The organism is Gilvimarinus sp. 1_MG-2023, assembly GCF_030548285.1.
Map to the genome: position 1 here is coordinate 1 of NZ_JAUOSC010000397.1, position 359 is coordinate 359.

Here is a 359-nt window from a genome sequence, read left to right on the forward strand (position 1 = left end):
GGCCCACGAGATCGTTATCAACTCCGATCCTTGTATCGCCTACCTGATGGAAGAAAACACCATGCCGATGCAAGCGCTGGTGATTGCCCACGCCTGTTACGGTCACAACTCCTTTTTCAAGGGTAATTACCTGTTCCAGACCTGGACAGATGCCAGCTCCATTATTGACTACCTGATGTTTGCCAAGCACTACGTCCGCAAGTGTGAAGAACGTTACGGCAACGAAGAAGTCGAACGAGTGTTAGATGCCTGTCATTCCCTGCAAAACTACGGCGTCGATCGTTATCGTCGGCCACGGCCGATCTCCGCCGCCGAAGAAAAGTTGCGCCAGGAAGAACGGGAAGACCAGATGCAACGGC

Annotated in this window: 1 protein-coding gene; it reads left to right on the forward strand. The window is 52.9% G+C overall.

Annotated elements, in window-relative coordinates; translation table 11 throughout:
* On the forward strand, positions 1–359 hold a 359-nt coding region (locus tag Q4563_RS17345; protein WP_303605385.1), incomplete at both ends, for a SpoVR family protein.